Annotated in this window: 23 protein-coding genes; 15 read left to right on the top strand and 8 right to left on the bottom strand. The window is 67.0% G+C overall.

Annotated features, from left to right (window positions below):
* Nucleotides 1-33 precede the first annotated feature (33 nt).
* Complete coding sequence (locus AC5P9F_RS05065; protein WP_049396494.1) at nt 34-939, bottom strand: LysR family transcriptional regulator; 906 nt, start codon at nt 937-939, stop codon at nt 34-36.
* Between the two features lie 129 nt (nt 940-1,068).
* On the opposite strand from AC5P9F_RS05065, the gene AC5P9F_RS05060 reads away from it, so the two are divergent.
* Entirely contained in the window at nt 1,069-2,172 is a 1,104-nt protein-coding gene (locus AC5P9F_RS05060; RefSeq protein ID WP_308679174.1) for an alkene reductase, read from the top strand.
* A 101-nt stretch (nt 2,173-2,273) separates the two neighbouring features.
* Here AC5P9F_RS05060 and AC5P9F_RS05055 read toward each other — a convergent pair whose 3' ends face one another.
* Nucleotides 2,274-2,951, bottom strand: coding sequence for an SMI1/KNR4 family protein (locus AC5P9F_RS05055; protein WP_043034024.1), 678 nt, complete (start codon nt 2,949-2,951; stop codon nt 2,274-2,276).
* A 114-nt stretch (nt 2,952-3,065) separates the two neighbouring features.
* Between AC5P9F_RS05055 and AC5P9F_RS05050 the strand changes: the two genes are divergently transcribed.
* Nucleotides 3,066-3,482: a VOC family protein gene (locus AC5P9F_RS05050; protein ID WP_043034099.1), complete on the top strand. Its 417-nt coding sequence runs from the start codon at nt 3,066-3,068 to the stop codon at nt 3,480-3,482.
* Nucleotides 3,483-3,494: 12 nt separating this feature from the next.
* Here AC5P9F_RS05050 and AC5P9F_RS05045 read toward each other — a convergent pair whose 3' ends face one another.
* Nucleotides 3,495-4,190, bottom strand: coding sequence for a DAPG hydrolase family protein (locus AC5P9F_RS05045; protein ID WP_005411014.1), 696 nt, complete (start codon nt 4,188-4,190; stop codon nt 3,495-3,497).
* A gap of 76 nt (nt 4,191-4,266) precedes the next feature.
* Here AC5P9F_RS05045 and AC5P9F_RS05040 point away from each other — a divergent pair, with 76 nt between their 5' ends.
* On the top strand, nt 4,267-4,929 hold the full coding sequence (locus AC5P9F_RS05040; RefSeq protein ID WP_024956057.1) for a TetR/AcrR family transcriptional regulator: 663 nt from the start codon (nt 4,267-4,269) through the stop codon (nt 4,927-4,929).
* A gap of 146 nt (nt 4,930-5,075) precedes the next feature.
* Here AC5P9F_RS05040 and AC5P9F_RS05035 read toward each other — a convergent pair whose 3' ends face one another.
* Nucleotides 5,076-5,960 carry a LysR family transcriptional regulator gene (locus tag AC5P9F_RS05035; protein WP_005411016.1) on the bottom strand — a complete coding sequence of 295 codons (885 nt, stop codon included), beginning with the start codon at nt 5,958-5,960 and terminating at the stop codon, nt 5,076-5,078.
* 107 nt (nt 5,961-6,067) lie between these two features.
* Here AC5P9F_RS05035 and AC5P9F_RS05030 point away from each other — a divergent pair, with 107 nt between their 5' ends.
* Nucleotides 6,068-7,126, top strand: coding sequence for an NAD(P)-dependent alcohol dehydrogenase (locus AC5P9F_RS05030; protein WP_062605651.1), 1,059 nt, complete (start codon nt 6,068-6,070; stop codon nt 7,124-7,126).
* Nucleotides 7,127-7,247: 121 nt separating this feature from the next.
* Here AC5P9F_RS05030 and AC5P9F_RS05025 read toward each other — a convergent pair whose 3' ends face one another.
* The gene (locus tag AC5P9F_RS05025) at nt 7,248-8,612 is read right to left on the bottom strand and encodes a glutamate--cysteine ligase (protein WP_049450587.1); all 1,365 of its coding nucleotides are present in this window, start codon (nt 8,610-8,612) and stop codon (nt 7,248-7,250) included.
* A gap of 152 nt (nt 8,613-8,764) precedes the next feature.
* Here AC5P9F_RS05025 and AC5P9F_RS05020 point away from each other — a divergent pair, with 152 nt between their 5' ends.
* From AC5P9F_RS05020 to AC5P9F_RS05010, 3 genes are all read left to right on the top strand, one after another.
* Nucleotides 8,765-9,469 (top strand): VIT1/CCC1 transporter family protein, encoded by a 705-nt coding sequence (locus AC5P9F_RS05020; protein WP_043034022.1) that lies wholly within the window; start codon nt 8,765-8,767, stop codon nt 9,467-9,469.
* A complete protein-coding gene (locus AC5P9F_RS05015) occupies nt 9,466-10,290 on the top strand; it encodes a helix-turn-helix transcriptional regulator (RefSeq protein ID WP_043034020.1) in 825 nt (274 codons plus the stop codon). The genes AC5P9F_RS05020 and AC5P9F_RS05015 overlap by 4 nt, the downstream gene beginning before the upstream one ends.
* Nucleotides 10,291-10,913: 623 nt before the next feature.
* Nucleotides 10,914-11,885: an MBL fold metallo-hydrolase gene (locus AC5P9F_RS05010; RefSeq protein WP_076739030.1), complete on the top strand. Its 972-nt coding sequence runs from the start codon at nt 10,914-10,916 to the stop codon at nt 11,883-11,885.
* 72 nt (nt 11,886-11,957) lie between these two features.
* Here AC5P9F_RS05010 and yihA read toward each other — a convergent pair whose 3' ends face one another.
* Nucleotides 11,958-12,560, bottom strand: coding sequence for a ribosome biogenesis GTP-binding protein YihA/YsxC (gene yihA, locus AC5P9F_RS05005; RefSeq protein ID WP_005411022.1), 603 nt, complete (start codon nt 12,558-12,560; stop codon nt 11,958-11,960).
* 156 nt (nt 12,561-12,716) lie between these two features.
* Between yihA and AC5P9F_RS05000 the strand changes: the two genes are divergently transcribed.
* The 4 genes from AC5P9F_RS05000 (at nt 12,717) to AC5P9F_RS04985 (ending at nt 16,008) form a co-directional block, all read left to right on the top strand.
* Nucleotides 12,717-13,517 (top strand): c-type cytochrome, encoded by an 801-nt coding sequence (locus tag AC5P9F_RS05000; protein WP_005411023.1) that lies wholly within the window; start codon nt 12,717-12,719, stop codon nt 13,515-13,517.
* Nucleotides 13,518-13,623: 106 nt separating this feature from the next.
* Nucleotides 13,624-14,274, top strand: a complete 651-nt coding sequence (locus AC5P9F_RS04995; RefSeq protein ID WP_005411024.1) for a thiol:disulfide interchange protein DsbA/DsbL — start codon at nt 13,624-13,626, stop codon at nt 14,272-14,274.
* A 106-nt stretch (nt 14,275-14,380) separates the two neighbouring features.
* Nucleotides 14,381-15,217 carry a thiol:disulfide interchange protein DsbA/DsbL gene (locus AC5P9F_RS04990; RefSeq protein WP_049396488.1) on the top strand — a complete coding sequence of 279 codons (837 nt, stop codon included), beginning with the start codon at nt 14,381-14,383 and terminating at the stop codon, nt 15,215-15,217.
* Nucleotides 15,218-15,270: 53 nt separating this feature from the next.
* Complete coding sequence (locus AC5P9F_RS04985; RefSeq protein WP_005411026.1) at nt 15,271-16,008, top strand: endonuclease/exonuclease/phosphatase family protein; 738 nt, start codon at nt 15,271-15,273, stop codon at nt 16,006-16,008.
* Between the two features lie 111 nt (nt 16,009-16,119).
* Here AC5P9F_RS04985 and AC5P9F_RS04980 read toward each other — a convergent pair whose 3' ends face one another.
* A complete protein-coding gene (locus AC5P9F_RS04980; protein WP_100438132.1) occupies nt 16,120-16,989 on the bottom strand; it encodes an EamA family transporter in 870 nt (289 codons plus the stop codon).
* Nucleotides 16,990-17,061: 72 nt separating this feature from the next.
* Between AC5P9F_RS04980 and AC5P9F_RS04975 the strand changes: the two genes are divergently transcribed.
* The 4 genes from AC5P9F_RS04975 (at nt 17,062) to AC5P9F_RS04960 (ending at nt 21,071) form a co-directional block, all read left to right on the top strand.
* Nucleotides 17,062-17,544: an Lrp/AsnC family transcriptional regulator gene (locus AC5P9F_RS04975; RefSeq protein WP_274849927.1), complete on the top strand. Its 483-nt coding sequence runs from the start codon at nt 17,062-17,064 to the stop codon at nt 17,542-17,544.
* A 9-nt stretch (nt 17,545-17,553) separates the two neighbouring features.
* Nucleotides 17,554-18,105: a M23 family metallopeptidase gene (locus tag AC5P9F_RS04970; RefSeq protein WP_043034019.1), complete on the top strand. Its 552-nt coding sequence runs from the start codon at nt 17,554-17,556 to the stop codon at nt 18,103-18,105.
* Between the two features lie 171 nt (nt 18,106-18,276).
* Nucleotides 18,277-20,436 (top strand): ferric-rhodotorulic acid/ferric-coprogen receptor FhuE, encoded by a 2,160-nt coding sequence (gene fhuE / locus AC5P9F_RS04965; RefSeq protein WP_111189029.1) that lies wholly within the window; start codon nt 18,277-18,279, stop codon nt 20,434-20,436.
* 200 nt (nt 20,437-20,636) lie between these two features.
* On the top strand, nt 20,637-21,071 hold the full coding sequence (locus tag AC5P9F_RS04960; RefSeq protein ID WP_223846440.1) for a hypothetical protein: 435 nt from the start codon (nt 20,637-20,639) through the stop codon (nt 21,069-21,071).
* A 44-nt stretch (nt 21,072-21,115) separates the two neighbouring features.
* Here AC5P9F_RS04960 and AC5P9F_RS04955 read toward each other — a convergent pair whose 3' ends face one another.
* Complete coding sequence (locus tag AC5P9F_RS04955) at nt 21,116-23,977, bottom strand: TonB-dependent receptor plug domain-containing protein (RefSeq protein WP_274849928.1); 2,862 nt, start codon at nt 23,975-23,977, stop codon at nt 21,116-21,118.
* Between the last annotated feature and the right edge of the window lie 216 nt (nt 23,978-24,193).

Genomic DNA, 24,193 nt, shown 5'->3' with positions numbered 1-24,193 from the left:
CAAACCGGAGCCACGGACTCAATCCCGGCCGGTTCAATCAAACAATCCCTCACCCGCCAACCGGGTCAGCTCATCCACCACGTAGCGCACCTTGGGCCGCAGGTGGCGCGTCGGTGGCCACAGTGCGTGGATATCGATGTGCCGTTGCATGTGCGCATCCAGCACCGACCGCAACGCGCCGGAATCCAGGTGGCGGCGTACCAGTGAAACCGGCATCTGGCAGATACCAAGCCCGGCGATGGCCGCCTCGATCACCGCGTCGCCGTCATTGAGTTGATACGGCGCATTCGGGATGAATGTCCCTTCGTCCTCCTCGCTACCGATCCGCCACCACACCGGTTGCCCGTGGCGGAAGCCAACAATGCTGCGGTGCTGCGCCAGTTCCTCCACCGTGCGTGGCACGCCGTGCGCCTGCAGGTACTCCGGCGATGCGCAGGTGACCAGTCGCTGACGCCCCAGCCGCCGCGCCACCAGATGCTCGGCCTGGTGCAGCCCGCCGAAGCGGATCAGCAGGTCGATGCCTTCCTCGACGGGATCGACGAAATGATCGGTGAAGGTCATCGTCAACTGCAGGTCCGGGTACTGCCGGCACAGCCGCAACAGCACCGGCAGCACCACCAGGCGCCCGAACGAGGATGGCATGTCGATGCGCAGCCGCCCGCTGGGCAGGCCGGCCGAACCCAGGCAGGCCTCGGCGGCGGAGATTTCTTCCAGCGCCGCCGCGCACGATGCGTAGTACGCCTCGCCATCGGTGGTCAGCGCGATGCGCCGCGTGGTGCGGTGGAACAGGCGCACCCCCAGCCGCGCTTCCAGCCGGGCGACGGCCTTGCCCACCGCCGAGCGCGAGATGCCCAGCGCGTCGGCGGCCTCGGTGAAGCTGCCTGAGCGGGCCGTGGTGACGAACGTGACCAGGCCATTCAACGATTCCAGCGGCAGCATCGTTCGCGCTCCATTGGGGACAAATAGTCCCGCACCCAGAGAGATCGAAGCGCTTTATGCGCCCGCATGTCAACTCCATCCTGTGTGCATCGCGCCGCTGGCGCCTTCCCCCGCATCGAGATGACCGACATGATCGCCGCCCTGTTCCGCCCCTTCGAGCTTGCAGGCACTTCCCTGCGCAACCGCATCGCGATGGCGCCGATGACCCGTGCCCGCAACCCCGGAGCGGTCGCCAACGAACTCACCGCGCAGTACTACCGGCAGCGCGCCAGCGCCGGCCTGATCATCAGCGAAGGCACGCCTGTCTCGCCGCAGGGCCAGGGCTACATCGACGTGCCGGGCATCTGGTCGGCCGAGCAGGTGGCCGGGTGGAAGCGTGTCACCGAGGCGGTGCATGCCGCACAGGGCACGATCTTCGCCCAGCTCTGGCACGTCGGCCGCATGTCGCATTCCTCGCTGCAGCCCGGCGGTGGGCAACCGGTCAGCGCCGGTACCCGCCCGGTGGCCAGCGCACCGAAGAACACCTCGTTCGTGTACCTGGACGATGGCAGCCGCGGCCACGCCGATCCCACTCCGGCACGTGCACTGGAGACTGCGGAGATCCCCGGTATCGTCGACGACTTCGTGCGCGGGGCAGACAACGCCATTGCGGCCGGCTTCGACGGCATCGAACTGCATGCCGCCAACGGTTACCTGTTCGAGCAGTTCCTCAACCCGCTCATCAACCAGCGTGATGATCGCTACGGCGGCTCGCTGCCCAATCGTGCGCGCTTGATCCTGGAAACCGTCGATGCGATGGCGCAGCGTATCGGTGCGCATCGCATCGGCGTGCGCCTGGCACCGAACAACCTCACCTTCGACATGCCGTTCTACCCCGACAACGAAGCCACCTATCTGTACCTGGCCGAGGAACTGGGCAAGCGTGGGCTGGCCTACGTGCACCTCAACGACAACCTGCAGGCGGGCCGGTCGGTGCTGGGCGAGGCGTTTCTGCGGCAGTTCAGGCAGGCCTACGGTGGCACCGTCATCCTGGCAGGTGGCATGACCCGCGAACGCGCCCTGCAGCTGGTCGAAGCGGGCACCATCGACCTGGCCGCGTTCGGCCAGCCGTTCATCGCCAACCCGGATCTGGTCGAACGCCTGCAGCGCAACATCGCGTTGGCCACGCCCGACCGCAGCACCTATTACGGTGGCGGCGAAGCAGGCTACCTCGACTACCCGGCCGCGGGCTGATCCCCCACGGGGTCGGAGCCCTTTCCAACGGAAAGGGCTCTGACCCCTGTTCGGCGCACAAGGCGTCAGAGCCACGCTGCGCGCGGATCCGACCCCGGCCTTCAGGCGTCCTCGCGCACGTAGGCGAACGACTCGTCCAACCGCTCGAAGCCGATCACCTCAGCGACGATGGCCTGTGCATCCTCGTCGCTGATGTTTCCTTCAGCGATATCGTCAACGCGGGCGAACAGCCGCTGCAGGGCTGCGTACTGGTCATCGCGCAGGAACGGCTGGTGGCTCTGCAGCCAGCGCCGCAGGTTGCTGGCCAGCTCGCCGTGCGACAGCAGCGTGTACGGCCCCTGGTAGTCAGCAACGGCTTCGACCATCTTGCGGAACAGGAAATCCTGATAGCTGGCGGCCAGCACATCGGCACGATCATCGTCATGCCACGCCAGCACGACGGGGGGCTCGGCAAAGCCGGGCGCGTTGCTCCAGAAGCAGTAGCTGTCGCCGCCGCCGGTCCGCGCAAAGGGCAGCAACTGCAGGTCAGTGCGCAGGGGATTGTAATGATCCTCCGCGGTCAGCTCCTGCCACGCCTCGAGCAGTTCATCGTGTTCCAACGGCTCATAGTCCTGGGCATACAGCAGCACCGGCGGATCCGCCTGCAGCGTCGGGAATACCACCTCGGACCATTCCGGATGTGGGGCACCCCAACTCAACCGATCCGCTGCATGCAGCTGCTTGAACAGGGGCGGGAAGGACTGGCCGGTGGCCTGCTCGATGCCGGATAGCGCGCTCATGGATGTCCTTGTCGATGGAGACCGCCCAGCTTGCCCGAATCCGCGCAGGAGATGAACCGGCCGCAGCACGCGGCAGGACTAGACTGCGACCACCGGATGCCGCCCATCGCTGCCATGAACCCCACTGCCCACAGCTTCATCGTCAACCTCGACGTGCCCGACCTGGCCGCCGCCGAAGACTTCTACATCCGGGCCTTCGGCCTGCGCATCGGCCGCCGTCTCGGCCCGGGCGCCGTGGAGCTGCTCGGTGGGCCAACGCCGCTCTACCTGCTGCACAACGACGCCGGCAGCGCCGCCACCGAAGACGGCGACGTGCGCGACTACGAGCGCCATTGGACGCCGCTGCACCTGGATTGGGTGGTGGATGACATCGAAGCCGCGCTGGTACGTGCAGTCGCAGCCGGAGCGACGCTCGAGCAATCCATACGCGAGCGTCGCTGGGGGCACATCGCCGTGCTGGCCGATCCGTTCGGCCACGGCTTCTGCCTGATCCAGTTCAGCGGCGAAGGCTACGACGCACTGGTCGAATGACCGCTGCACCGCTCACCACGGCAACGGCACCGCTTCGCCGTTGGCGCGCTCACCGTAGTACAGCGACGGCAGCAGGCGCGAGAGGAAACTGAACTCCGTGTAGCAGTGCTTGAGCAGGCCCAGCCCGACCGCATCGCCGGCATCGCGGTGCGGATCGGTGCTGTCCAGGCCGAGCACGAAGCGGCTGCGCAGCACACAGCCAAACGGCGTATCGCGTGCGACGTGCAGCATCTGCCCGTCGCAGGGGTCAGCGTTTGCATCCAGGCGGACCTGGTCGCCGAAGCCGATGCGCGCGGCGATCACCGCCGATACATCGCCTGCATCCTGTGCCGCCTGCAGGCGCTCGGGCACCAGCAACGTGCGCGGGTCATGGAACTTCAGGCGCGCCGCCACCGGCGGAATGTCGGCCAGCGATTCCACCGCATGGATGCTGGCGCCGTGGTAGCTGCGCCCGCGCTGCCAGGCCGCGTCCCAGCCGCGATGCTCGACATGATCGACCGGATGCCACCAGCGGATGTGCTGGGTGGTCTCGAAGAAGGTGAACCACCAGTCGAGCATGCGGCCCTTGCAGCCGTGCAGATCGGTGCGCACCGCCACCAGCAGGGTGCCGTCTTCGCGGCGCTGGATGCCGGTCTCCAGATGCATCGGCGCCGGGTCGAGCAGATCGTGGTGGTCCAGCCAGGCGCGGGCGTTCACAGCGGTATCCATCGGGGTCTCCTGCGGTGTTGGGAGTCCCGACAATACGGAAACGATATTCGTTTCGCAATTGTCCGGATGCGGTAAGATGGGCGCAATGAACAGCACCACCGTGCCCGAGCCCACATCACCGACCCGCCGCCGCGGCCGCCCTGCGCGGCCGGAAGCCGAAGTCCGCCACGCCGTGCTGCAGGCCACGCTGGAACTGCTGCTGGCGCAGGGCTACGAGGCCACCACCATCGAAGCGGTGGCGGCGCACGCCGGGGTGGCGAAGAAGACCGTCTACCGCCACGCCAGCAACCGCGAGGAACTGGTTGGGTTGGCGGTGCGTGAGTGGACCGACGGCTTCGCGCCACAACTGCAGCGCGATGCGCGCAATGCCCAAGAGGTCGTGCCGTTGCTGCAGGACATCCTGCACGCGGTGTGCGCGCAGGCGCTGTCGGCGCAGGCGGTGCAGGTATTCCGCCTGCTGGCCACCGACTTTCCCGGCAAGGACGCGCTGCTGCAGGCCTATCTGGACAACGGCATCGAACGCGGCCGTGCGCTGCTGGCCGACTGGCTGGCGCGCCAGCAACAGCGTGGGCTGCTGCGCGAGGGAGATCCTGTTCGCATGGCGCGATTGCTGCTGGCGATGGCCGTGGCCGAGCCGCTGCGCGAACGCGTGATCGGTGTGGTGGCCGAGGATGCGCCGGTGGACGTGCACCTGCGCGACTGCGTGGCGTTCTTGGCGCCGGTGTTGCAGGCGCCGTAAGGTTGTTCCATCCACGCGTGGCGTGGATCTACCGGCCGGTCCCGATTCGTTGGTCGGCAATGGCCTTGCCCGGTGGGTGCCGACCGTTGGTCGGCACTGGCCTTCCACGGTGGGTGCCGACCGTTGGTCGGCACTCCTGCAGTAACTCACTCGCGCAGCATGTCCACGAACGCGCGCAACGCACCGGGCATCTGCCGCTGCTTCGGGTAGTACAGCGCGAAGCCGGCGAACGGTTCGCTCCAGTCTTCCAGCACTGCCACCATCTGGCCGGATTCGATGTACGGGCGGGCGGTGTCTTCCAGCACATAGGCCAGGCCGATGCCATCGAGTACCGCTCTGACCACGGTGCCCTGCTCGCACAGCGTCAGCCGCCCCGGTACATCGATCTCCAGCGCCTGCCCACCGCGCTCGAACTGCCACTTGTACAGATGCCCGCTGGCGAAGCGGAAGCGGATGCATTCGTGTGTGGCCAGGTCGCGCGGATGCTGTGGCGCCGGGCGCCGCCGCAGGTAGTCCGGCGAGCCGACAATCAAGCCACGCAGCGGTGGGCCCATCGGCACCGCCACCATGTCCTCGGGTACGAACTCGTGCAGGCGCACGCCGGCGTCGTAGCCTTCGGCAACGATATCGACCAGGCCATCGTTCTCGGTCAGCTCCACCCGCACGTCGGGATGGGCGTGCAGGAAGCGCGCCAGCCGTGGCCCCAACTGGGTCGGCACTGCGGCGCGGGTAGCATTGATACGCAGCAGGCCCGCCGGCGCGGCGCGGAACTGGTTCATCTCCTCCAGCGCGTCATTCACCTGGCCCAGCGCGGGCTGCAGGCGTTCCAGCAGGCGCTGCCCGGCCTCGGTCAGGGCCACGCTGCGGGTGGTGCGATGGAACAGGCCCACGCCCAACCGTTCCTCCAGCGCGCGGATGGCATAGCTCACCGCCGAGGTCGACAGCGCCAGCTCGGCGCCGGCACGGCGGAAGCTGCGGTGACGGGCGACCGCCGCGAACGCGGCCAGGTGGGTGAGATTGTCAGTGGCCATGATTGTGCAGTTTCACTTGATGAATCATGCCAATATCCGTGCTTCTTGCGGCTGGGTACGGGGCGTATTGTAAAACGCCTTTCGACAAACCCTGCCAAGGATTCCCCATGTCCCTCGCCCGTGGTTACGCCGCCCACTCCCATACCGACCCGCTGGTGCCCTTCGAGTTCGAACGCCGCGCGGTCGGCCCGGACGATGTGCGCATCGAGATTCTCTACAGCGGCATCTGCCACTCCGACCTGCACCAGGCCCGCGACGACTGGGGTGGCTCGATCTACCCGATGGTGCCGGGCCACGAGATCATCGGCCGGGTGACCGAAGTCGGCAGCAACGTCACCCGCTTCAAGGTCGGCGACCACGCCGGCGTCGGCTGCATGGTCGACTCCTGCCGCCACTGCGATGCCTGCGAGCACGACCTGGAGCAGTACTGCGCAGAGGGCGCGACCTGGACCTACAACGGCCGTGAACGCGAAAGCGGCGCGCCGACCTACGGCGGCTATTCCGACCACGTGGTGGTCGAACAGCGCTTCGTGGTGAAGGTGTCCGACACCCTCGACCTGAAGGCCGCCGCGCCGCTGCTGTGCGCCGGCATCACCACCTGGTCGCCGCTGCGCCACTGGAAGGTCGGCCCGGGCCAGAAGGTCGGCGTGATCGGCCTCGGTGGCCTCGGCCACATGGGCGTGAAGTTCGCCAAGGCACTCGGCGCGCACGTGGTGATGATCACCACCACGCCGGAAAAGGGTGCCGACGCCAAGCGCCTGGGCGCCGATGAGGTGCTGGTCTCGCGCGATGCCGCGCAGATGAAGGCGCACGCGGGCAGCTTCGACTTCCTGCTCAACACCATCCCTGTTGGCCATGACACCAATCCGTACATGGGCCTGCTCAAGCGTGAAGCCACCATGTGCCTGGTCGGCGTGCTGACCGAACTGGACCCGCCGTTGACCGGTGGCAGCGTGATCTTCGGCCGCAAGCACCTGACCGGATCGGCGATTGGAGGCATGGCTGAAACCCAGGAAATGATGGACTTCTGTGCCGAGCACGGCATCGTCAGCGATGTGGAGATGATCGACATCAAGAACGTCAACGAAGCCTGGGAACGCATGACGAAGAACGATGTGCGCTACCGCTTCGTGATCGACATGGCGACGATGAAGGACGCGGCCTGATCCAGGGCAGATGCGAAAAAGAAAAACCCCGGCAATGCCGGGGTTTTTTTCTGGTAGTGCCGGCCGCTGGCCGGCACCCCCGCCTGGCTGCCGGCCAGCGGCCGGCACTACCGCAATCCACTCAGTACGCGAATTCGCGGAACACCGGATCGACGTCGCCGTGCCAGCGGCCATGGAACAGCGCCAGCTTGCGCTCGGCCGGGGTCAGCCCGGATTCGACGATCTCCTGCAGCACGTCCAGGAACTTGCTCTCGTCCTGGCCGTCGGCATTGCGCGCCGCGCGGCGCTTGAGGCCTTCGACGGAAATCTTCACGGCTTCGCGGGCCAGGTCGCGCACCGTGCCATTGCGGAACGGCAGGTTCATCGCATGCTTCGGCACGCCGTCGCGCAGTGCATGGCGCTCGGCCAGGGTGAAGTCACGCACCAGGTCCCACGCAGCGTCCAGCGCAGCGTCGTCGTACAGCAGCCCGACCCAGAACGCCGGCAGCGCACACAGGCGGCTCCACGGACCACCATCGGCGCCGCGCATTTCCAGGTACTTCTTCAGGCGCACTTCCGGGAACGCGGTGGTCATGTGGTCCGACCAGTCGCGCAGCGTCGGCAGCGCGCCCGGCAGCACCGGCAGCCTGGCCTGCATGAAATCGCGGAAGCTCTGCCCGCTGGCGTCGTGGTAGATGCCATCGCGGTAGGAGAAATACATCGGCACGTCGAGCAGGTAATCGACATAGCGCTCGTAACCGAAGCCATCCTCGAACACGAAGTCGAGCATGCCGGTGCGGTCAGCGTCGGTGTCGGTCCAGATGTGCGAGCGGTAGCTCAGGTAGCCGTTGGGCTTGCCTTCGGTGAACGGCGAATCGGCGAACAGCGCGGTGGCGATCGGCTGCAGCGCCAGCGATACGCGGAACTTCTTCACCATGTCCGCTTCGGTCGCGTAGTCCAGGTTCACCTGTACCGTGCAGGTGCGGGTCATCATGTCCAGGCCGAGCGAACCGACCTTGGGCATGTACGAACGCATGATCTTGTAGCGACCCTTGGGCATCCAGGGCATCTCGTCGCGCTTCCACTTCGGCTGGAAGCCCATGCCGAGGAAACCCAGCTGCAGTTCGCCGGCCACCTGCGCCACTTCGTTGAGGTGGGTGCCGGTCTCCACGCAGGTCTGGTGGATGGTCTCCAGCGCCGCACCGGACAGCTCCAGCTGACCGGCCGGTTCCAGCGTCACCGAGGCGCCATCGCGCAGCAGGGCGATCGTGTTGCCGTTCTCCTGCACCGGCTCCCAGCCGAAGCGGACCAGGCCGTTGAGCAGCGCTTCGATGCCGCGCTCGCCTTCGAAGGTCGGCGGGCGCAGGTCATCCAGGCGGAACCCGAACTTCTCGTGCTCGGTGCCGATGCGCCACTGCGCGCGGGGCTTCTCGCCGGAGGCGATCACCTCCACCAGCTGCGAGCGGTCGGTAATGGGGGTATCGGCGACGTGGCTGGGGCTCGACAAGGGAAAGGCTCGCTGGACGGTGGCGGGGGATGTGGGGCTCGCGGCCTTCCATCGCAAGGGCGCACTATAGCGTGGCACCCCGTTGCGTCATGCGACGGTGACGGGTTTCAGCATCCTACCGACGCCCTCTTGACCCTCGTACACTCAGAGCCATGAGCCGCCATTCACGACACCCCGAACTGCATCGCTCCGAGCGCGTCGGCTGGCTGCGAGCCGCCGTGCTGGGCGCCAACGATGGCATCGTCTCGGTGGCTGGCCTGGTGGTCGGCGTGGCCGCCAGCGGCGCCTCGGCTGCGACCATCCTGGCCACCGGCGTGGCGGGTACCGTGGCCGGCGCGATGTCGATGGCGGCGGGCGAATATGTCTCGGTGCAGACCCAGGCCGACACCGAAGCGGCCGACCTGGCAATGGAAAAGCGCGAGCTGCGCGACGATCCGCACAGCGAACTGGAGGAGCTGGCCGCGATCTACCGCCACCGCGGCCTGGAGCCTGCGCTGGCGCGGCAGGTTGCCGAACAGCTTACCGCCCACGATGCGCTGGGTGCCCACGCCCGCGACGAACTGGGCATCACCGATACCCTGCGCGCCCGTCCGCTGCAGGCAGCGCTGGCCTCGGCCGGTGCGTTCACCTGCGGTGCGGCGCTGCCAGTGATGACCGCCCTGCTGGCGCCGGTCGACAAGGTCGCACTGATGACCACGGCCAGTACCCTGCTCGGCCTGTGTCTGACCGGCGCGGTGGCAGCCCAGGCCGGCGGCGCCCCGCCGGTACGCGGCGCGATCCGGGTGATGTTCTGGGGTGCACTGGCAATGGCCGCCGCTGCAGGCGTCGGTCGCCTGTTCGGCGCCCCGGTGACATGACCGGCATGCTGCCGCCAGTTACCGCACTGCTGGCCGAGATGGCCAGTCTGGCCGGCTGCGCACGCGCCGAAGGTTATGCGTGCATCACCGCGCGGCGCGAACATGGCGCCAGCTCGGTGGAGATTCCGCAACCGCAGTTCGCGATCCTGCTGGAAGGCCGCAAGCAGGTGCGTACCGCGCACCAGTCGCTGGAGTTCATCCCCGGCGACATCCTGCTGCTGACCCAGCGCTGCCGCATCGATGTAGTCAACACCCCCGACCCACGCAGTGGCCGCTACCTCAGCGCCATCGTGCCGCTGTGTGCCGAAGTGCTGGCGGCCGCTCGCACGCTGTGGAGCGAGGAGCTTCCCGCGCCAGGCCAGGTGATGGCGCGACTGCCGTTGATCGATCATGGCGCGGTGCTGCGCCAGTGGCGGCAATCGCTGCAGGACGGTCGTTACAGCGAAGCGCGGCTGGCCCTGGCCTCGCTGGTACTGACCTTGTGCCGGCAGGGCCACGGCAACCTGCTGCTGCCGCAGGCACCGAGCCTGGGCGAACAGATCCGCGACCGCATCGCCGCCGAACCAGCACGCGACTGGCAATCGCGCGATGTGGAAGAACAGTTCGCGTTGAGCGGCGCGACACTGCGCCGCCGTCTTGCCGCCGAGGACACCAGCCTGCGCCAGCTGCTCACCGAGGCACGGCTGGCGCATGGCATGCAGCTGCTCTACACCACGGACCTGCCGTTGAAGACCGTGGCAGCGCGCGCGGGCTACCGGTCTGCGGCGAGTTTCAGCAAGCGCTTCGCCGAGCAGTACGGGCTGGCTCCCACAGACATTTGAGGGGGTTCGGCAGGGCTTGCAGCCCTGCACCTGCAGAGGCAACGGCAACAGCGAAAGCAACAGCAACAGCGGCTATCCGTGGGAGGGCGGGACGGTGTGGGTGGGCAGGACACGCCGTAAACCCATCCATGGGGGCTCGATGGCGCCATCCATGGCGCCAACGGTCCTGCCCACCCACACCGCCCCACCTCTGACAGATCTTCGCGACTGTTGGTAGGTGTCGACCTTGGTCGACACATCTGTCAGATATCGAATGAAACTCTGGGGTCAGATCCGTTTTCCTGCGGAAAACGGATCTGACCCCACGAGCTGACAGATCGCGGAAAACTGTCCAAGGCGGGGTGGGTCCGGTTGCGGGAGTGTCCGCGGCATGGATGCCGCGGCCAAGCCCCCATGGACGGGTTTACGGCGTCTCCCGCAACCGGACCCACCCCGCCATCCCACAGGAAACCAGTTTTTGACGTTGCTTTGGCTGCGGCCGTTGCCTCTGCGGGTGCAGGGCGCAGCCCTGCAGACAACACCCCTTCCCTGAGCATTCCGCGCAGTGGTTTGAGCGCCGTGCACACGCCGGCCACGGCACGCTATGCGGCAACGGAACCGCCCGTCATCCACCGAGAACCACCATGACCCTGCGTCCCCTGCCGCTGCGCGGCGCCCTGCTGCTGGCCCTGTCGTCCCTGCCGCTGGCCGCGCTGGCCGAGGCCACTTCGCCCGCCCCCACCCAGCAGGTGCCCGGCGTCTATCACCAGCGCGTCGGTGCGCTGCAGGTCACCGCCCTGTTCGACGGCGTGGTCGCGCTGGGCCGGCAGGAAGTGGTGGACGTGCCGCCGACGCTGGTCAGCCGCCTGCTGGAAGGCCGTTACGTGCCGGAAGACAAGAAGGGCCTGCAGACCGCGATCAATGCGTTCCTGATCCGCCAGGGCAACCACCTGACCCTGGTCGACACCGGCACCGCGCAGTGCTTTGGCCCCGGCCTGGGCCAGGTGCTGGGCAATCTGCGCGCCTCCGGCGTCGACCCGGCCGAGGTGGATGAGGTGCTGCTGACCCACGCCCATCCGGACCACCTGTGCGGCGTACTCGACGCGCAGGGCAAGCCGGCCTATCCCAATGCCACGGTGTGGCTGTCCAAGGCCGATGCCGATTACTGGCTCAACCCGGCCAGCGAGGGCACCGCGCCAAAGGGCGTGCGCTTCGCCTTCCCGCTGGCACGCAATGCGGTCGCGCCATACCAGGCCAGCGGCCACCTGCGCACCTTCAGCCCCGGCGACGCCCTGCCCGGCGGCGCGGTGGCGATGGACACCCATGGCCATACGCCCGGCCATGTCTCTTACCGGTTCGACAGCCAGGGCCAGTCACTGCTGGTATGGGGTGATGTGCTGCACTTCCATGCGGTGCAGTTCGCGCACCCGGAGGCGGCATTCGAGGCCGATTCGGACCGCACAGCGGCCATCGCCAGCCGTCGCGGGCTGCTGCAGCAGGCCACCGCCAACGGCTGGTGGGTGGCCGGTGCGCACCTGCCCTTCCCAGGCCTGGGCCATGTGCGTGGCGAGGGCAAGGCCTATGCGTGGGTGCCGGCGGAGTATTCGCCGTTGTGAGGGTGTGCCGACCAAGGTCGGCACCCACCGATCGGGTAGCGCCCGGCTGCCAGCCGGGCGACCGGAAATGCCTTATTCCAGCCCCAGCCAGCCGCCGATCACGCCGCGGGCTTCGTCCACGCCGGTACGGTCTTCGCCGGAGAACACCTGCACGCTGACGCTGTCGCCGTAGGCCGATTGCAGTTCCTTGCGCACCTTCTGCAGGGACTGCATCTGCTGGCTGCGGCTGAGCTTGTCGGCCTTGGTCAGGAGGGCGTGCGCCGGCAGGCCGCGCTGCACGGCGTAGGACAGCATCTGCCGGTCGTAGTCCTTCAGCGGATGGCGGATGTCCATCACCACCACCAGCCCCTTCAGGGCTTCGCGGGTGCGGAAATACTTGTCGATGAAGGCCTGCCAGTGCGCCTGCAGGTCCAGCGGCACCTTTGCATAGCCATAACCTGGCAGGTCGACCAGATGCGCTTCCGGGGTGACCTGGAAGAACACCAGCTGCTGGGTACGGCCAGGGGTCTTGGAGACACGGGCCAGGGCGTTCTGGCGGGTCAGCGCGTTCAGCGCACTGGACTTGCCGGCGTTGGAGCGGCCGGCGAAGGCCACTTCGGCCCCTTCGTCGGGCGGCAATTGCCGCACGTTGTGGGCCGAAAGGTGGTAACGGGCGCGTTCGATGAGCAATGACATGTGCCTAGGATCGCATGTTGCGGCGCCGCGCGCCCGTGCCGGCGGCCCCTGCGGGCATTTTGCTGCACTGCTGCGTTGACCGTGCGCGGAAACGGCGTTGATAATCCGGGCGATGCCGGCGGCCACCGCCCGGCCCGGTCCATACGGAGCTTCAGCATGCGCCACGCTCGCGTTCTTGCCGTATCCGCCCTTGCCACTGCTGTAGTCGTTGCCGCTGCTGCGTTCGCGCAGACCACGTTGACCCCGCTGCCCGACAACGGGCCGATCAACACCGCCTCGCTGGAGGTGGATTTCAGCAAGACCCACTGGGGCGATGCCAAGGCCGGCCAGACCAAGGCCTCGGCCTGCGCGGCCTGCCATGGCGCCGACGGCAATTCCACGGTGGAGATGTACCCGTCCATCGCCGGCCAGAGCGAACGCTACGTCGCCCAGCAGATGGCCCTGATCGCCAATGGGCAGCGCAGCTCCGGTGCGGCGGTGGCGATGGTGCCGTTCGTGCAGAATCTCACCCCGCAGGACATGCGCGACATCGGCGCGTTCTTCGCCACGCAGAAGGCCACCGCCGGCATCGCCGATGACACGGCAGTCACCGACGGCCCGTACAAGGGCATGAAGTTCTACGAGATCGGCCAGCAGCTGTACCGTGGCGGCGACGCCAAGCGCGGCCTGCCGGCCTGCATGGCGTGCCACGGCCCCAGCGGTGCCGGTAATCCGGGTCCGGCCTATCCGCACATCGGTGGTCAGCACGCCAGCTATGTCGCGCGCCGCCTGCAGGAATACCAGGCCGGCCAGACCAACGAGACCGACAAGGCCCACTTCCAGATCATGGCGACAGTCGCGCAGAAGCTGAGCGAGCAGGAGGTGCAGGCGCTGTCGAGCTACCTGCAGGGCCTGCACAACAAGGCCGACGATGTGGCCACTGCCCCCCCGTCGGCGCAACCGGCTGCCGCCCCCTGACCACCACTGGTCGGCCCGGGCCGCCACCACGGCCCGCGCCTGCGGTATGTTTCCTTCACGCCGGCGACCGCGCCGGCGTTGCTTTTTTCAACGGAGATGCGTGTCGATGAGGTTGATTTCCCGCCTGCTGTTGTCCGTGCTGGTGCTGCTGCCGCTGGCAGCCTGCGCCGCTACCCCCGCCAATGCCCCGCTGGTCGAGGGCAAAGACTACGAGCGCATCGCCCAGCCGGGCCCGTTCCAGCCGCTGGCCGGCAAGATCGAGGTGGTCGAGGTCTTCGGCTACACCTGCCCGCATTGCGCCCACTTCGAACCGCAGCTGGAAGCCTGGGCGGCCAAGCTGCCGGCCGACGTGCGCTTCACCCCGGTCCCGGCTGCCTTCGGTGGCGCCTGGGATGCCTGGGCACTGGCCTACTACGCCGCCGACGAGGTCGGCGTGGCCAAGCGCAGCCACGCTGCCGTGTTCAAGGCCCTGCACGAGCAGGGATCGCTGCCGATGCAGAACGTCTCGGCCGATGAGCTAGCCACCTTCTACAAGGCGTATGGCGTGACCCCGGACCGTTACCTCCAGGCCCTGCGCGGCGACGCCGTACAGAAGAAGGTCGATGCCGCGCGCGCGTTCGCCCAGCGCACCAGGATCCCGGGGACCCCGGCGCTGATCATCAACGGCCAGTACCTGGTGCGTGGCAACAGCTTCGACGACCAGCTGCGCATCGCCTCGGCGCTGATCGCCCAGGCCCGCGCTGCCCGCGGCCGCTGAACCAACACACACCACCGACACGGCGCTGTCGCCGCCGCATGTCATCATTTCCCTCTGGCCGGCGCCTGGCGCCGGCCCCACCATTCCAGATGCTGGAGACGTTTCCATGAAGATCCGTTACGCCCTCGCCCTCGCAGCGCTGCTGCCGATCCTGGCTGCCTGCAAGGCTGATGACGGCAGCACCAACACCACTGCGGCCCCGGCCGAACCGGCTGCAGCACCGGCAGCCACCACCGAACCGGCTGCTGCGCCGGCGGCGGGCAGCGAAGGCGCCGCGCCGGCTGCCCCTGAAGGCGAGAAGGCCCCGGCCGAAACTGCTCCGGCCACCGCACCGGCCCCGACCACCGCCGCACTGACCGGCCCGGCCCCGGTGGAAGGTGCCGACTACCAGGTGATCCCGAACGGCCAGCCGTTCCAGCCGGCCACCGGCAAGATCGAAGTGACCGAGATCTTCGGCTACGTCTGCCCGGCCTGCGCCGCATTCCAGCCGCTGGTCGGCCCGTGGAAGGCCGGCCTGCCGAGCGACGTGAACTTCGTCTACGTGCCGGCCATGTTCGGCGGCACCTGGGATGACTACGCCCGTGCCTTCTACGCCGCGCAGACCCTGGGCGTGCAGGAGAAGACCCACGAAGCGCTGTACGCCGCCATCCACTCGCAGAAGACCCTGAAGGGCGAGCGCGGCCGTGATTCGGTCGAAGACATCGCCAAGTTCTACGGTGCCTACGGCGTGGATCCGAAGCAGTTCGCCGCCACCATGGGCAGCTTCGCGGTGAATGCCAAGACCAACTCGGCCAAGCAGTTCGCGCAGCGCAGCCAGATCAGCGGCACCCCATCGATCATCGTCAACGGCAAGTACCTGGTGAAGGGCAAGAGCTTCCCGGACATGCTGCGCATCGCCGACCACCTGATCGCCCGCGAACGCGGTGCGGCCCAGGCTCACTGATCCAAGAGAAGCGTTTCCCGGCCGTGAATTCCCCCCGTACACGGACCCTGCGCTTGCTGACGGCCAACATCCAGGCCGGCTCAAGTACCCGCCGCTACAGCGACTATGTGACCCGCAGCTGGTCACATGCGCTGCCGGCGGGTCGCAAGCGCAGCAGCCTTGACGCGATCGCCACCTTGGCGCGCGACCATGACATCGTCGGCCTGCAGGAGGCCGACCCGGGCAGCCTGCGCTCGGGCTTCACCAACCAGACCCACTATTTGGCCCAGCGCGCCGGCTTCAATTACTGGAGCCACCAGCCGAACCGGCGCATGGGTGGGGTCGCCTCCAGCGCCAACGGCCTGTTGAGCAAGCTGGAACCGGTTGAAGTGCAGGATCACGCCCTGCCCGGCCGCATCGGCGGGCGCGGCGTGCTGCTGGCCAAGTTCGGCGATGGCGCCGATGGCCTGGCGGTGGCTGTGGCCCATCTGTCGCTGGGCGCGGGATCGCGGATGTCGCAGCTGGGCTTCATCGCCGAGCTGTTGTCCGACCACCCCAACGCGGTGCTGATGGGCGACTTCAACTGCCTGGCCGAGCGCCCGGAAATGCAGGTGCTGTACCAGAAGACCCGGCTGCAGCCCCCGGGCTGCATCGTGCCCACCTTCCCCAGCTGGCGCCCGGACCGCGCCATCGACCACATCCTGGTCAGCAGCGGCCTGCAGACCCGCACCGTGGAAGCCGTACCGGCCGCGTTCTCCGATCACCTCGCCCTGGCGATGCAGATCGACGTCCCGGCCGACGCCCTGCGCTGACTCGCCGTTACGGTAGGTGCGGACCGTTGGTCCGCACGCTCTGCGCCGGGCGCCGCCCGGCGCCCCCTAAATCGGGGCATAAACGACTTAATCCCCTCCGTCCCCTTTTTTTCAGGCGGTGACGGGTGCCTTCAACCGCCGCGCGGTCATCGTGCTGCCCACCGAGGCCAACACCGTGCAGCCGATCGCCAGCCACTGCAGCCCGTGCAGGTGCTCGTGCAGCAACAGCATCGCCCACAGCGCGGCCACCGCCGGCTCCATGCTGATCAGGATGCCAAAGGTCTCCTTCGGCAGGCGCTTGAGCGCCATCATTTCCAGCGACATCGGGATCGCGCTGGACACCAGTGCCACCAGCAGGCCCGCCGCGAGGATCTTCGGATCGAGCAGCGCGGCACCGGCATGCACCACGCCCACCGGCACCACCACCAGTGACGCCGCCAGCAGCCCCAGCGAGACCGAGTGCCCAGCATGCAGATGACCGGCACGCTTGCCGAACACGATGTACAGGCCCCAGCAGGCCGCCGCGCCCATCGCGTACAGCACACCGGCCGGGTCCAGCGCCGGGCCACCACCGATCGGCAGCAGCAACAGCAGCCCCACCGCCGCGCAGCCCACCCAGAGGAAATCGATCGGACGTCGTGATGACAGCATCGCCACCGTCAGCGGCCCGGTGAACTCGATGGCCACCGCGATGCCGAAGGGAATGGTGCGCAGGGCCATGTAGAACAGCAGGTTCATCAGGCCCAGGGTGAGCCCGTAGCGCAGGATGGTGATGGCATCCGGGCGGCTGGTCTTCCAGCGCCATGGCCGCCAGAACAGCAGCAGCAAGAGCGCTGAAAAGCCCACGCGCAGCGCGCTCGTGCCCTGCGCACCGATCAGCGGGAACAGGTGTTTTGCGTAGGAGGTGCCGATGGCCAGCGAGGTGACCGAGCCGAGCACCGCCAGCGCCGGCAACATCGGCGCGAGTCGTGAGGTCTGCATGCGCAAAGTCTATTGCGCCGGCGCCGAGCACTTGGCTCAATTGACAGCCTGTTCGTGCAACTTCTGCTCGCCATGGCCATCGCTCCCGTGCTCGACAGCTTCGACCGCGCCATCCTCGACCTCCTGCAGCGGAATAACACCCTGCCGCAGCGCGAAATCGCCGAGGCCGTGCACCTGTCCACGCCGGCCGTGCAACGCCGCATCAAGCGCCTGCAGGACAGTGGCGTGATCGCCGCCAACGTGGCGGTCGTCGCCGCAGCCAGGATCGGTCGGCCGCTGACCATCATCGTCGAGGTGCGCGTGGTCAGCGAGCAGCGCGACCGCGTGGCGCCGTTCAGGCGCCGCGTGCAGGACGACCCGGCGGTACAGCAGTGCTACTCCATCACCGGCGATGGCGATTTCCTGCTGTTGCTTTCGGCGGCGTCGATGGAAGAGTACGAGGCCATCACCGAGCGGTTGTTCGGCGGCGATGACAACATCGAGCGCTTCCGCACCTCGGTGGCGCTGGGCACGTTGAAGCGGAGTTTCGAGGTCCCGCTGACACCGGTTCTGTAGCGTCGAGCCATGAATACACCGTCCTCCCACGCCCACCGCCTTCGCCGCTGGTTGCTGCGTGGCCTGTGGCTGGCCATTGCGCTCGTCGCGGCGATGACGCTGTGGAACAGCCCATGGGCGGTCGCACCGAAGATGCTGTGGGCGCTCTCGCGGATGCCGCCGGCCACGCAACTACCGGTGCCGGTGGACGGCGTGCGGCCACGCCAGATCGCCGATACCTTCGGCGCGCCACGTGGCCGTGACCGCTCCCACGCCGGCATCGACATCTTCGCCAAACGCGGCACCCCAGTGCGCAGCGCCACGGCCGGTGTCGTCGCGGATGTCAGCGAACGCGGGCTCGGCGGGCGTCAGGTCTGGGTGATCGGGCCTGGGCGCGAACGCTACTACTACGCGCATCTGGAGGACTGGGCCGACGGCCTGGCACGCGGCCAGGTGGTGCAACCCGGCGATCTGCTCGGCCATGTCGGCGACAGCGGCAACGCCAAGGGCACGCCGCCGCACCTGCACTGGGGCGTCTACGGCACCGACGGCGCGCGAAACCCACTGCCATTGCTGCGCTGACTGCCACTGCACACCCGCAGACCGACCTGTTCATGATTTGTAAATAGGAATAGTTCGTATTACCATTTCTTTCGTTTCCGGTGGTGCCAGGACGGCCTGCCCGTCCGTTTCCCACCCGTAGCGCCTCGCCTCTGGATGCCGGCCGAGCGCGCGTGCTCGTCCAGGACCCCCATGACCCGTTCCGTCTTCCGTACGCCGCAGCCACAACGGCTGTCCGTTGCCGTGCTCGCCGTTCTCTGCGCCGTGGCCCCGGCCGCCTTCGCCGAAACCGCCGCCGATCCGACCAACCTCGACAAGGTGGTGGTGAAGGGTGAACGCGCCGAAGGCTATTCGGTGCGCCGCACCTCGGCCGGTACCCGCTTCGACCTGGCCCCGCGCGAGATCCCGCAGTCGATCAGCATCATCAGCCACCAGCGCATCGAAGATCAGAACCTCGACGACATCATCGACGTGCTGGCCAACACCACCGGCGTGACCAGCACCCAGTCCGACAGCGAACGCACCGAGTTCTACGCGCGCGGTTTCTACATCGATGCCTACCAGTTCGATGGCCTGCCGACGCAGATGGTGCAGAACTGGAGCTACGGTGATTCCGGCCTGGACCTGGCGCTGTACGACCGCGTGGAAGTGGTGCGTGGTGCCACCGGCCTGCTCAGTGGTGCCGGCAATCCGTCCGCGTCGGTGAACCTGATCCGCAAGCATGCCGACAGCGCCGAACTGACCGGCAGCGTCTCGGTGAACGTCGGTAGCTGGGGCCGCACCCGCACCACGGTGGACGTGGGCAGTGCGCTGAACGCCAGCGGCACCGTGCGCGGCCGCGTGATTGGCAGCTACCTGGACACCGACGGCCAGATGGATCGCTACAACCAGCGCAAGACGCTGGGCTATGCGGTCATCGACGCCGACCTGACCCCGGACACCCAGCTGAGCGTGGGCTACGACTACCAGCAGAAGCGCGCCAACGGCGCGACCTGGGGCGGCTTCCCGATGCTGTACTCCGATGGCTCGCGCACCGGCTATGACGAATCGTTCAACGCCAGCCCGAACTGGACCTACTGGGACACCACCAGCAAGCGCGCGTTCGCCACCCTGCAGCACGCCTTCAGCAATGGCTGGAAGTTCAAGGTCGGTGCCACGCACGATGAGACCAAGGCCGACGACAAGCTGTTCTACCCGGCATACAACGACTGGACCACGGGCGCATCGAACTTCGACAGAACCAACGGCACGGGCATCTCGCCTTCCGCGGGTTTCTACAACACTGAGCGCAAGGTCACCGGTGTTGATGGCTACGTTGACGGTCCGTTCCAGCTGTTCGGCCGCGAGCACCAGTTCATGGCCGGACTGAGCTACAACAAGCGCGACTATGCCAACTACGGCGACTACCAGGTCGGTGGCGCCGGCAAGACCTGGGACCCGTTCACCAGCTACCTGCACTGGACCGGCAACATCAGCGAGCCGAACTGGAACCCGCTGGCACTGGCCAGCCAGGGCACCATCACCCAGAAGGCCGGTTACGCCGCCGCACGCCTGTCACTGGCCGATCCGTTGAAGCTGATCATCGGCGCCCGCTACACCGACTGGAAGAGCGAAGGCGAAGGCGCCGACCGCGCACACAAGGTCACCACGCCGTATGCAGGGCTGGTGTTCGACATCAACGATACGTACTCGACCTACGCCAGCTACACCGAGATCTTCCAGCCGCAGACGCTGAAGGATCGCGACGGCAGCTATCTCGATCCGGTCGATGGCAAGAGCTACGAGGTGGGCGTCAAGAGGGCATGGTTCGACAACCGCCTGAATGCCTCGCTGGCGCTTTTCCGCATCGAACAGGACAACGTCGGCCAAGCCACCGGCGAGCCGGTGCAGGGCAGCCCGAACGAGTTCGCCTATCGCGCCGCACGCGGCACCGTCAGCCGTGGCTTCGAGTTCGAGGTGAACGGTGAACTGGCACCGGGCTGGAATGCCACCTTCGGCGCCTCGCGCTACGTGGCCAAGGACATCAACGACGCCGACATCAACACCAACCTGCCGCAGACCGCCCTGAAGCTTTTCACCAGCTACACCCCGCAGTCGCTGCAGGAACTGACCGTCGGTGGCGGTGCCAACTGGCAGAACCGCATCTACTACGCGGTGCCTGCCTACGGCCGCATCGAGCAGAGTGGCTATGCACTGGTCAGCGCCTTCGTGCGCTACCGCATCTCGCCGGAGTTCAGCGTGCAGGCCAACCTCAACAACCTGCTGGCCAAGAAGTACCTGTCGCAGATCAACGGCTACGGTGCGTATGGCGATGGCCGCAACGGCTCGCTGACGTTCACCTGGTCGTTCTGATCCAACCGGCTTTGTAGCGTCGAGCCATGCCCGACTCGGCCACAGAGGGCAGTCGAGCACGGCTCGACTCTACAACGGGGACGCTCAGCGCCCTCGTTGCGGCGGCGCCCCGGCAGGTGTAGCGTCGCGGACACGGTGGCCTGCAGCTTCGACCCGTGCCATCCGGACACCTTGCGCCTCCCCTTCAAGGACGACCGGCCATGCGCACCCGCACGAAACTCGGTCTCTCGCTCATGGCCCTGTTCTCGTCGCCACCGCTGATGATCGGCACCGGCAACGGCTACTTCATCCTGCTTCTGCTGATCGGCCTGCCCGCCGCCATCCTGTCCTGGTTCGATCTGGGCCGTGAACTGCGTGCCATCCCCAGCCCCACCCGTACCGAGCGAGCGCTCGGCCTGGCAATGGGCGTTCCGCAGGTGCTGTTCGGGCTGTTGTGTGCGGTCATAGGCCTGCTGTTGGTTGCCTGGATCCTTTACAACCTGCTGATCGAGCACCAATCGCAGTTCCGCATCCCGTCACTGCCCGCCTTCGCGGCTGGGCCGATGATGATCGTGGTCGGGCTGGGTTGGGCGCGCACAGCCTTCCGCCGCGCGGCCCTTGAGCAGGACGCCCCGGAACAGGACATTCCGGATTGATGCCTGATGACCGGTGCCGGGAAATGCCCGGCACCGGTCCCTCATCAGAACCGCAGATCCGCGCGCAGGTACCAGTAGCGGCCACGCGGGATGTCGTAGGTCGAAGCGTCGTAGCCGTTCAACGAGCACGACAGGCAGATCGGCGGATCCTTGTCGAACACGTTGTTCAGGCCGGCCGTCAGCTGCAGCCCCTTCATCCAGTCGATCTTGTAGCCCACCTGCATGTCGTGGAAGGTGGTGGCCGACAGCGTGTTGGTGCCCGCTGCCTGGTTGCTGCACACCGGGAAGGCCGCGGCATCGCCACAGTTCTCGGTCAGCTCGGAAATGTGCCGCACCGTCCAGTTGGCGCTCCAGCGGTCCATCGTCCAGCCGATGCTGGCATTGCTGGTCCACTCCGGAATCGAGCTGTCGGCCACTTCCACGCCCGGCTTCTGCGGCTGCTTCTGCCCGGCCGCGCCGGTGGCCTCGTAACGGCCGACGAAGGTGTTCTTCCACGCCAGCTTGAACTGGCCGATGGAGGTCTGCGGCAGGGTCCAGAACAGATCCACGTCCCAGCCGTCGGTCTTGATCGAACCCAGGTTGGTCAGGCGGTTGTTGAAGCTGCTGACCGCACCGGTGCTGGCACGGGTGATGCCATCGCAGTAGATCGGGTCCAGCGTATCCACGCACAGGTCCAGCTGGGTCTGCGCGTTGATCGCCTGGATCGCACCATCGATGGCGTGGCGGTAGAAGGTCACTTCCACGTCGAAGCGCTCCGACCACGACGCATTGTTGCCGAACCATGGGCTCCACACGAAGCCGGCGCTGAAGCTGCGCGAGCGTTCCGGCTCCAGCTCACGGTTGCCGCCGGTGGTCACCGAGATCTGCGAGTTGGCCTGCTGGAAGCCGGCCGGCACGCCCAGCGCGGCACAGTTGGCGGCGCTGCCACGCGGCGGAGTGCCGCCCAGACCCACCGAGCACGGGTCGAACAGCTGCAGGTCGGCACGCGCCGCCGAGCCGTACAGTTCACCGATCGACGGTGCGCGGAAGCCCTCGGCGTAGGTGGTGCGCAGCACGAAGTCATCGGTCACCTGCCAGCGCAGGCCGTACTTGGGCGTGAATTCACCACCAAAGGTGGAGTAGTCCGAATAGCGGCCGGCCAGGCTCAGGTCCAGCTTCTTGCCGAACGAGGAATCGGCGAAGATCGGCACGCTCAACTCCAGGTAGGCCTCGTTGACGTCGTAGGAACCGGAGGTCGGCTGCGACGGCACGCCGTTGTAGTGGCCGATCACTGTCAGCGGATCGGGCTGGTAGGAGCCCTTGTACTTGCGGTACTCGAAGCCGGTGGCGAAGGATACCGGACCGGCCGGCAGCGAGAACAGCTCGCTGGACAGGTTGGCGGTGAACAGGCTCAGTTGGTTCTGGCTGCGGTCGCGCACCACCGGCTGGATCCACTTCAGCATGTCCGGGGTGATCGAACCGACGCCGCCGAAGATGTTCAACGGCACGCAGCCCGGCGTGGCCGCACAGACGGACGGATCGCCCAGCGCCATGTTCACCTTGTAGATGTCATAGCTGCCGTAGTTGGTCTGTTCGGCCTTGTTCTTGCTGTACATGCCGTTGACATCCCAGTACCAGCTGCGGTCGGCGGCATGGAAGTCACCGACCAGGCCGGTGGCGAAGTAAGTGGTGTCCACTTTCTGCTTGAACACGCGCGCACCGCCTTCCACCGGGCGACGACCGATCAGGCTCATGTTGTCACCGGAAACCAGATCGAAGCCGAACGGGTTGTACGGATTCAGGCGCGAGACCACGATGTTGTCGGCCAGCGGATTGCCGGTCGCGCCATCGGGGCCGAAGAACAGCGGCTCCGGGCCGGCCTGGTTGGTCGACTCACGACGGTTGCCCAGTGCCTTGACGTACCACTGCACGTTGTCGGTGATGTCGAAGCGGAACTGACCGAACAGGCCTTTGCGCTCCGACGGCGTCAGCACCATGTTGTATTCGGCGAAGTTGAAGCGGTCGGCGGTGGTGAAGCAGTGGTAGTCATCCGTGCGGCTGCAGCCGGCGCTGCCGTCGTAGCGCGGATTGCTCACGCCGGTATTGGGCACGATGTTCTGCACCGCACCGGTGTTCGGGTCGGTGAACATGAAACGGCCCTGCGGAATGCCACCGCTGCCGAACGCCAGGCCGGTGCCGGGAATCGGGAAGCGCGACTGCTCGCGGTCCTTGGCGAATACCGGATCCTGCTTGGTCCAGCTGGCGCCCAGGAACAGGCTGAAGCGGTCGCCACTCTTGCCCCAGGCCAGGTCCACGCCCTTCTGCGTGCCGTCGCCCTTGCTGTACTCGCCGTAGTTCAGCGTCACCTGCCCACCATCGAAGTCACGGCGGGTGATGATGTTGACCACGCCGGCAATGGCATCGGAGCCGTACAGCGACGACGCGCCATCTTCCAGCACCTCGATGCGCTCGACGATGGCCAGCGGAATGGTATTGAGATCGGTAGCCGAGCCGACGCCGGAGGCGGACGACTCATTGACCCAGCGGATGCCATCGACCAGCACCAGCACGCGCTTGGCCCCCAGGTGGCGCAGATCGACCTGCGCCGAGCCGGCACCCACGCCACTGCCATCGGGCGGGAAACCGAAGTTGCCGGACGAGTTGAACTTGGCGTTGAGCGCCGAACCGGAACCGGTGAGCTGCTGCAGCACTTCGCCGATCGAGGTCAGGCCGGTGCGTTCGATGTCACCGCGCGTCAATGTCTGGATCGGCACCTGGCCTTCGACTTCAGCGCGCTTGATGCGGGTACCGGTCACTTCCACCGCATCGAGGTTGGTGGTGGATTGCGCAGCGGCACCCAACGGTGCCAGGGCCGTCACGCACAGCGCAACGGCAACCGCCAACGGGCGGTGATGCAGGTGAATCATTCGCTCTCTCTCCAAAGGAATGTCGGGACATGGACTGCCGCGCTCCCCCCTGCGTGGCGGCAGCGTCTCCTTTGTAAACAAGTGGTAAAAATCACGGCGTGATGATCGACACTATTTCACGCGGAATTGACGCAATTGCAGGCCGATTACGTCAGATAGCTGCAGGTTATGACCGGACGATACTGTTCGCTGCGAACGTCGTTAATGCCAGGTGCG

This window comes from Stenotrophomonas sp. YJH_SMC_4 (assembly GCF_059371575.1).
Note: the sequence above shows the minus strand (reverse complement) of the source record. Positions and strands in the feature narration are given on the sequence as shown.